At 69.4% G+C, this 7,952-nt stretch carries 8 protein-coding genes and 1 pseudogene; 6 read left to right on the forward strand and 3 right to left on the reverse strand.

Annotated features, from left to right (window positions below; all coding sequences use genetic code 11):
• A partial coding sequence (locus UK23_RS42895; RefSeq protein WP_045317573.1) for a GNAT family N-acetyltransferase occupies nt 1-472 on the forward strand: 472 nt, incomplete at its 5' end.
• Nucleotides 473-511: 39 nt separating this feature from the next.
• Here the strand turns inward: UK23_RS42895 and UK23_RS42900 are convergent.
• A complete protein-coding gene (locus tag UK23_RS42900) occupies nt 512-1,147 on the reverse strand; it encodes a maleylpyruvate isomerase N-terminal domain-containing protein (protein ID WP_231114936.1) in 636 nt (211 codons plus the stop codon).
• 251 nt (nt 1,148-1,398) lie between these two features.
• On the opposite strand from UK23_RS42900, the gene UK23_RS42905 reads away from it, so the two are divergent.
• Complete coding sequence (locus UK23_RS42905; protein WP_045317574.1) at nt 1,399-1,872, forward strand: GNAT family N-acetyltransferase; 474 nt, start codon at nt 1,399-1,401, stop codon at nt 1,870-1,872.
• Here the strand turns inward: UK23_RS42905 and UK23_RS42910 are convergent.
• A complete protein-coding gene (locus UK23_RS42910) occupies nt 1,859-3,208 on the reverse strand; it encodes a replication-associated recombination protein A (protein WP_045317575.1) in 1,350 nt (449 codons plus the stop codon). The two genes, UK23_RS42905 and UK23_RS42910, sit on opposite strands and share 14 nt — an antisense overlap.
• Before the next feature lie 77 nt (nt 3,209-3,285).
• On the opposite strand from UK23_RS42910, the gene UK23_RS42915 reads away from it, so the two are divergent.
• The 4 genes and pseudogenes from UK23_RS42915 (at nt 3,286) to UK23_RS55205 (ending at nt 7,543) form a co-directional block, all read left to right on the forward strand.
• Complete coding sequence (locus UK23_RS42915; protein WP_231114937.1) at nt 3,286-3,885, forward strand: uridine kinase family protein; 600 nt, start codon at nt 3,286-3,288, stop codon at nt 3,883-3,885.
• A 52-nt stretch (nt 3,886-3,937) separates the two neighbouring features.
• Nucleotides 3,938-4,942: a chemotaxis protein CheB gene (locus tag UK23_RS42920; RefSeq protein WP_231114938.1), complete on the forward strand. Its 1,005-nt coding sequence runs from the start codon at nt 3,938-3,940 to the stop codon at nt 4,940-4,942.
• Nucleotides 4,939-5,682, forward strand: a complete 744-nt coding sequence (locus tag UK23_RS42925; RefSeq protein ID WP_045317578.1) for an ATP-binding protein — start codon at nt 4,939-4,941, stop codon at nt 5,680-5,682. The genes UK23_RS42920 and UK23_RS42925 overlap by 4 nt, the downstream gene beginning before the upstream one ends.
• A gap of 21 nt (nt 5,683-5,703) precedes the next feature.
• Nucleotides 5,704-7,543, forward strand: a pseudogene (locus tag UK23_RS55205) (CheR family methyltransferase).
• On the opposite strand, the gene UK23_RS49450 reads toward UK23_RS55205, so the two are convergent.
• Nucleotides 7,521-7,871 (reverse strand): STAS domain-containing protein, encoded by a 351-nt coding sequence (locus tag UK23_RS49450; protein ID WP_052685546.1) that lies wholly within the window; start codon nt 7,869-7,871, stop codon nt 7,521-7,523. The pseudogene UK23_RS55205 and the gene UK23_RS49450 sit on opposite strands and share 23 nt — an antisense overlap.
• Between the last annotated feature and the right edge of the window lie 81 nt (nt 7,872-7,952).

The raw sequence follows: 7,952 nt of genomic DNA on the forward strand, positions 1-7,952 counted from the left end.
CGGCTACGACCTGCACCTCGTCCACCGGTGGAACCAGGCGCCGCACGTGGCGGCGTTCGCGCGGCGGGCCTGGTCGTTGCCGCGGTGGGAGCAACAGCTGGCCGGTGACCTCGGGGGCGACGACGTCCGGCCGTTGCTGATCAGCTGGCACGGGCGGCCGGTGATCTATGCCGAGGTGTACCGGGCGGCGCGGGACGTCGTCGCGTCCAGCTACCCGGCGCGCCCTCACGACCTGGGGCTGACCTTGTCGGTCGGCGACCTGGCGATGACCGACCACGGGCTGGTGCGGTCGCTGCTCCCCCGGCTCACCGACGCGCTGTTCGAGGCCGACCCGCACTGCACGCGCATCGTGATGGACCCGGATGTGCGCAACAAGCGCGCCATCAGGTCGTTCGAGGCGGGTGGGTTCGTGGCCGCCGACGAGGTCGTCCTGCCCGGCAAGCTGGCACTGCTGATGATCTGCAAGCGCTAGGCCGAACACAACCTGGACAGCGATTTCTCGCGGGAGAGACTAGAACGCGGTGATGTCCTGCGGTGCGCGTTCTTTGCGGCTGAGGGCCCGCACGATGTCCACGGCCTGGTGGCGGTTGAGCGACATGCGGGTCAGCAGGTCGATCACCGTCTCGTTGACGCGGCGCGGGAACTCCGGGGTGGCGAGGCCGACGCTCACCGCGAGGTCGTCGGAGTGCACCACGAACTCCATCAGCCGGCTGACGAGGTAGTCGTCGAGCGGCACCGCCCACGGACCCCAGTGCGGCATCCGGACCGGCCGGTTCTCCTGGCCTGGCAACGTTTTCTCGAGCTCTGTCAGCGTCTGCTCGAACCGGTCGCACAAAGCTTTCTGGCCTTCCGCGGCGAGCTTCTCGCCGCCGGCGCGGATGCGGGCGTGGAACTCGTCGTCAACGTCGAGCTCGGTCCAGTTCGCGCGCGCGTAGTGCTCCATCAGGCCGACAACCGGCTCGTCGCCCACCGGTGCTGCGATCATCTGCGGGACGGGCAGGGCCTGGTAGCCGATGTGGCCGACGAGGCCGCGGACGCCGAACTCGGGAAGGGCACTGGGTTCGTCCCAGTTCTCGGCGACCTGTGGGTGGCGCATGAGGTCCAGCGCGATGCGGGCGGTGGCGAGGAAGTCGTCTCTGATCGTCACCGTGCCGAACCTACTCGTTCGGCACGGTGTCCGTTGCGAACGAACAGTTCCAACGCCGGTTCGCCGCCGGAGTCCTCGTTCTCGTCGTCGGGACGCCGCGGCGGCTGCGGCGGGCGGGAGTCGGTCATGGTAGCCCCAGGTGTACGCGTGGTCACTCAACGCAACCGGAGCGTACTCGACAGCTCGTCGGTGGCTGGGAGACGCCGTCGGTCGGGTTGTGCGGCACGAGTTCCACGAGGCGATCATGCGACATGACCTCAACCGGGATACGGGCCGCGACGAGCGGCGACATCGCCGGGATCTGCCGGTTCGGCGAGGAGCACATCCCGCCCCACTACACGCCGCTGATAGGTGCCGAGGCAGCGCGCGACCAGCTCAGGTTCTGGACCGAAACGCAGATCACCAGGGCCGTCACCAGGAACCTGATGGTCGTGGCGACCCAGGACGACGAGATCGTCGGCGTCGGGCAGCGCGGCCGCAGGGATCCCGCCACCGACTCCGACCACGTGATCTACAAGCTGTACCTGCATCCCGGCATGCGCGGCCAGGGCATCGGCCCGCGCCTCATCGACGCGCTCGCACAGCAGATCGACGCGGACAGGATCTACGTCGAGCACTTCCGGGAGAACGAGCGAGCGGCGCGGTTCTACGAGCGCGAAGGCTTCAGGACCGAACGCGAGGAGAACGGCATCGTGTGGCGGTCCAGGCCGATCACTCGCCCCTGATCACCCGGCGCAACCGCGGCAACCGCTCGGCCACCGCGCGTTCGGCACCGCGGCCCGTCGGCTCGTAGTAGTCGCGGCCCACGAGGTCGTCCGGCGCGTACTGCTGTGTCAGCACGCCTTCCGGAACGTCGTGCGGGTAGCGGTAGCCCTGGGCGTTGCCGAGTTTCGCCGCACCCGCGTAGTGGCCGTCGCGCAGATGTGGTGGCACAGCACCGATAGCGCCCTTTTGCACGTCGGCGATCGCAGCGCCGATGGCAGTCGTCACGGCGTTGGACTTCGGCGCGGTGGCGAGGTGGATCGTGGCCTGCGCGAGGTTCAGCGCGCACTCGGGCAACCCGATGAGCTGCACGGCCTGGGCGGCGGCCACACAGGTCTGCAACGCGGTGGGGTCCGCCATGCCGATGTCCTCGCTGGCGTGGATCACCAGCCGCCGCGCGATGAACCTCGGGTCCTCCCCCGCCTCGATCATCCTGGCCAGGTAGTGCAGCGCGGCGTCGACGTCGGAACCGCGGATCGACTTGATGAACGCCGAGGTCACGTCGTAGTGCTGGTCGCCGTCGCGGTCGTACCGCACGGCCGCCTTGTCCACAGTGGACTCCAGCAGCGGCAAGTTCACCACGCCGTCGTTCGACGCCAGCGCAGAGTCCGCCGCGGCCTCCAACGCCGTCAGCGAACGACGGGCATCCCCGCCCGCCAGCCGCACGAGGTGGTCCTCGGCATCCGGTTCCACCACCACGGAACCACCGAGACCGCGCTCGTCGGAAACCGCGCGGCGGATCACCGCCCGCACGTGGTCATCGGTCAAAGACTTGAGCTGCAACACCAACGACCGCGACAACAACGGCGACACGACGGAGAAGAACGGGTTCTCGGTGGTGGCCGCGACCAGCAGCACGATCCGATCCTCGACCGCGCCCAGCAACGCGTCCTGCTGCGTCTTGGAGAACCGGTGCACCTCGTCGATGAACAACACCGTGGACTCGCCGGACCGCACCAGCCGCCGCCGAGCCTCGTCGATCACGGCCCGCACCTCCTTGACGCCGGCCGACAACGCCGACAAAGCCACGAACCGACGCCCGGTGGCACGGGAAACCAGCGTCGCCAGGGTCGTCTTGCCGGTGCCGGGAGGCCCGTAGAGCATCACGGACGCCGGAGTCGCGCCCTCGACCAGACGGCGCAGCGGCGCGCCCGGCCCGAGCAGGTGGTCCTGGCCGACGACCTCGTCCAGCGTGGCCGGACGCATCCGCACGGCCAGCGGGGCGTTGGCCGCGATGCGCTCGGCCTTCTCCTCGTCGGTCGCGCCGAAGAGGCCCTCGTCGAACAGACCTTCGCTCATGCGTTCGACTCTAGCGCCTGCTCCACGGGTCCATGTTCGCGACAGCCGGGGCTGGTCATGTGCGAAAATCGCGTCTCGTGCCCATCCCCCGTGCCGTGCTGCTGGCAGGCCCCTCCGGCTCCGGCAAGTCGACCCTCGCCGCCCACCTCGGCTGGCCCGTGCTGCGCCTGGACGACTTCTACCGCGACGGCGACGACCCGAAGCTGCCGCGGGACGAGCACGGCCGCGCGGACTGGGACGCGATCGACTCCTGGGACGCGGAAAAGGCGCTCAAAGCCGTCATCGAGCTCTCCGAGACAGGTCGGACAGAGGCACCGGTCTACTCGATCAGCGAGGACCGCGCGGTCGGCACCCAGACCATCGAACTCGGCGACGCACCCGCGTTCATCGCGGAAGGCCTGTTCGCGGACCTCCTCGTCGATGGCGCGAAGAAGGCAGGGGTTCTGAAGGACGCGGTCGTGCTCGCCCCGAGCGCCCCCGTCACGTTCGCCAGGAGATTCGCCAGGGACGTCGCCGAGGCTCGCAAGCCGGTGCCGACGCTGCTGCGGCGCGGTCTCAGGCTGATGCGCGAGCAACCGCAGGTGGTCAGGCGGTGCGTCGAGGCGGGCATGCGCCGCACCACGCCCGCCCGTGCGCGCACCGAGCTGGCTCGTGGCGTGCGGCCCGCCGACGTGTGAGAGTCGAGGTCAGGGGTACACCAACCGAAACCGACGAGGTTGAGGAGCTCTGGTGCGGCGGGACCTGGTGGTCGTCGGAGCGTCAGCTGGTGGTGTCGAGGCACTGCGCACGCTGGTCGCGGAACTGCCCCCGGACCTGCCCGCGGCGGTGGTCGTGGTGCTGCACATGCCTTCGGGCGGCTCGTCGGCGTTGCCCACCATCCTCTCCCGCAGTGGACCGTTGCGAGCGTTCTCCGCGCTGGACGGCACGCCGCTTCAGCACGGCCGGATCCACGTCGCGCCTCCCGACCACCACGTGGTGGTGCAGGACGGGGTGCTGCGCCTGTCCAAGGGCCCCACGGAGAACGGGCACCGGCCCGCCGTCAACGTGCTCTTCCGCTCGGCCGCGGCCGCACACGGACCGGGCGTGATCGGGGTGATCCTGTCCGGGGCGCTGGACGACGGCACCGCCGGTATGGCGTCCATCAAGAGCCGGGGCGGTCTCGCGGTCGTGCAGTCGCCCTCGGACGCGGTGTACTCGGGAATGCCGGAGAGCGTGCTCCACCACGTCGACGTGGACCACGTCCTGCCGGTGGCCAAGATCGGGGCACTGCTCGCCGGGCTCGCCGCCGAACCGGCGGACCTGGCCGAGGTAGCTCCGGTGTCCGATGTGCTCCGCATGGAGGTCGACGTGTCCCGTGACGACGCCGGGGCCGGTTTCGGCGACGTTCGCCGGGTCGGTTCCCCCACCACCTTCACCTGCCCGGACTGCGCGGGCTCGCTGGTCGAGATTCCCGGTGAGGGCACCAGGTACCGCTGCCTGGTCGGCCACGGCTGGACCGCCGAAGCACTGCTGGACGCCTACGCCGGCAGCCTGGAACGTGCCATGTGGACGGCGCTGCGGACGTTGGACGAGAAGGTCACGCTCACCAGGCGCATGGCGACGCACTCCCGCGACGCAGGCCGTGAGCTCGTGGCCGAGAGGTACGTCAAGCAGGAAGAGGAAGCCGTGGCGGCGGCGGAGGTGCTCCGCAAGTACCTGCTGCGAGGCGGTGTGCGCGAGGAGACCGGCACATGACGGACCTCAGCGTCGAGACGACGGAGCACGGCGGGGTCGTGGTGGCGACACCCGTCGGGCGACTGGACCTCAGCACGTACGCGGCGCTGCGCGACGGGCTGCTCAAGTGCGTGGTGGACACCCCGGCCGCGCTGGTGGTGCGGCTCGGACCGGGCTTCGAGTGCGCGAGCCTCACGATGCTGGCGGTGTTCGACGCGGTCTGGATGCGGGTCACGCAGTGGCCGGACATCCCGATGGTGCTCGTCACCGAGACCGAGAAGCACCGGCACGAGCTGCGCCGGTGCGGCGTCACGAAGTACATCCCGGCCGTCGGTGACCTGGCCGCGGCACTCGAAGCCGCCCGACGTCCGCCGCCGCGCCGATACCGGCGGCTGTCGCTGCCGCAGTCGCCGGCCGCGCCGATGCTCGCGCGCGAGGCGGTGCGGGAAGCCTGTGCCCAGTGGGACCTGCCGAGGCTGAGCGACGACGCGGTGCTGGTCGTGAGCGAGCTGGTCGAGAACGCGGTGCGGCACGCGCGGTCGGCGCCGGTGCTGAGGATCGAGCTGCGGCCCAGCGGACTCTCCCTCGCCGTGCAGGACGACGACCCGGCACCACCGACCTTGTTCGACGCGCCGGTGGACGCGGGAGGACATCGGGGCGTGCAGCTCGTCGACCGGATCTGCCGTGCCTGGGGCTGCACCGAGTCCTCCGACGGGGGCAAGATCGTGTGGGCTGTGCTCGGGCAACGGAAAGACGAGTAGGTTTCCCGCGTGAGCGACGGCGTGACCACCCCCGACGAGGACTTCGAGCAGGTGCTGCTCTACCTGAAGGAATCGCGCGGGTCGACTTCACCGGGTACAAGCGCACCAGCCTGATGCGGCGGGTGCGCCACCGGATGAGCCAGATCGGGATCGAGGACTACGGCGACTACATCGACCATCTCCAGGTCAACGCCGAGGAGTTCAACATCCTGTTCAACACCATCCTCATCAACGTCACGGCGTTCTTCCGCGCCCCGGAGGCGTGGGCCTACCTCCGCGAGGAGGTCATCCCCACGATTCTCGCCGAGCGCGGCCCGGACGACCCGATCCGGGTGTGGAGCGCCGGGTGCGCGTCCGGTGAGGAGGCCTACAGCCTCGCCATCGCGCTCGCCGAGGCGGTCGGCCCCGAGCGGTTCCGGCAGCAGGTGAAGATCTACGCCACCGACGTCGACGACGAGGCGCTCACCCACGCCCGGCACGCGAGCTACGCCGAACAGGACGTGCAGTCGCTGCCGCCCGAGCTCACCGCCAAGTACTTCGAGCACCAGAACGGCCGCTACAGCTTCCGCAAGGACCTGCGCCGCTCGGTGATCTTCGGCCGCAACGACCTGGTGCAGGACGCCCCGATCTCCCGGATCGACCTGCTGGTCTGCCGCAACGCGCTGATGTACTTCAACCAGGAGACCCAGGCCAAGATCCTCGGCCGGTTCCACTTCGCGCTGGTGCCCAAGGGCGTGCTGTTCCTGGGCAAGGCCGAGATGCTGCTCAGTCACAGCCGCATCTTCGACCCCATCGACCTCAAGCGGCGCATCTTCCGCAAGGCGGCGGGAATCACGGGCCATCAGCCAACTTCGTCTCCCACGCGATGGTGCACGATCGCAGGATGGACCTCGATGGCATCGACGAGCTGCGGGAACACGCTTTCTCGGCGAGCCCGGTCGCCCAGGTCGTCGTCACCTCGGACGACGTCGTGGCGCTCATCAACCAGCAGGCGGAGACCACGTTCGGCCTGTCGTCGAAGGACATCGGCCGGCCGCTGCGCGACCTCGACGTCTCCTACCGGCCGGTGGAGTTGCGCGGATATGTCGAGCAGGCGCGGGTCGAGCGCAAGTCGTTGCGCATCAAGGACATCGAGTGGACGCGCGGGCCGGGCGAGTCGTTCTGGTTCGAGATCCACGTGAACCCGCTCGTCCGCGGCGACAACACGATCCTCGGTGTCTCGGTGGTCTTCCACGACGTGACGGCGGCCCGGCGGCTGCTGGAGGACCTGGAGTACGCGAACCGGCAGCTCGAGTCGGCCTACGAGGAGCTCCAGTCGACCAACGAGGAACTGGAGACCACCAACGAAGAGCTCCAGTCCACCGTCGAGGAACTGGAGACCACCAACGAGGAGCTCCAGTCCACGAACGAGGAACTGGAGACGATGAACGAGGAGCTGCAGTCCACGAACGACGAGCTGCAGACCATAAACGACGCGTTGCGCGAGCGCAGCACGGAGCTCGACCACGTCAACGAGTTCCTGGAGTCGATCCTCACGTCACTGCGCGCCGGAGTGGTCGTGCTCGACCTGCAGATGAGGGTGCTGGCCTGGAACCGCGGCGCCGAGGAGCTGTGGGGCGTGCGCCGGGACGAGGCCGAGGGCGAGCACCTGCTCAACCTCGACATCGGTCTGCCGGTCGCGGAGCTGCGGCACGTCGTGCGGTCGGCGCTGTCCGACGCCGCGTTCATGGACGAGGTGAAGGTGAGCGCGGTGAACCGGCGCGGCCGCGACGTGCGCATCCGGGTGGTGTGCAGCTCGTTGCGCGGCAACGGGGGCGAACCGGGCGGGGCGATCCTCGTCATGGAGCAGCAGGACGACTGACCCCTGCCCCGCCACCGAGGAAGTGGGACGCCAGCCCGCTGAGCTCGAACACCCGCGACACGATGAACGAGCATTCGCCGAACACGAGGTCGACGCGGCGCCGGTCGCACTCGGCGCGCACCGCGAGCAGCACGCCCAGGCCGGCCGAGCCGATGTGGTCCACCTCGGCGAGGTCGACCATCAGCACGGCCCGCGTGTGCGCGAGCTGGTCCAGCAGGAACTCCTCGAACGCCGGTGCGGTGGCGAGATCGATCTCCCCGGCCACCCGGACGACGATGGACACGCCCGTGCGTTCGGCTGTCATCTCCAGCGGCAGCGGCTCTTGCACAGTGCAATTCTGCTCCATCGGAGCGGCTCTGGCATTAGGGCCTGTATCGAAGTCCGGGGTCGATGAGAGTCGCGCCTGAGG

Source organism: Lentzea aerocolonigenes, assembly GCF_000955955.1.
Lineage (GTDB): Bacteria > Actinomycetota > Actinomycetes > Mycobacteriales > Pseudonocardiaceae > Lentzea > Lentzea aerocolonigenes_A.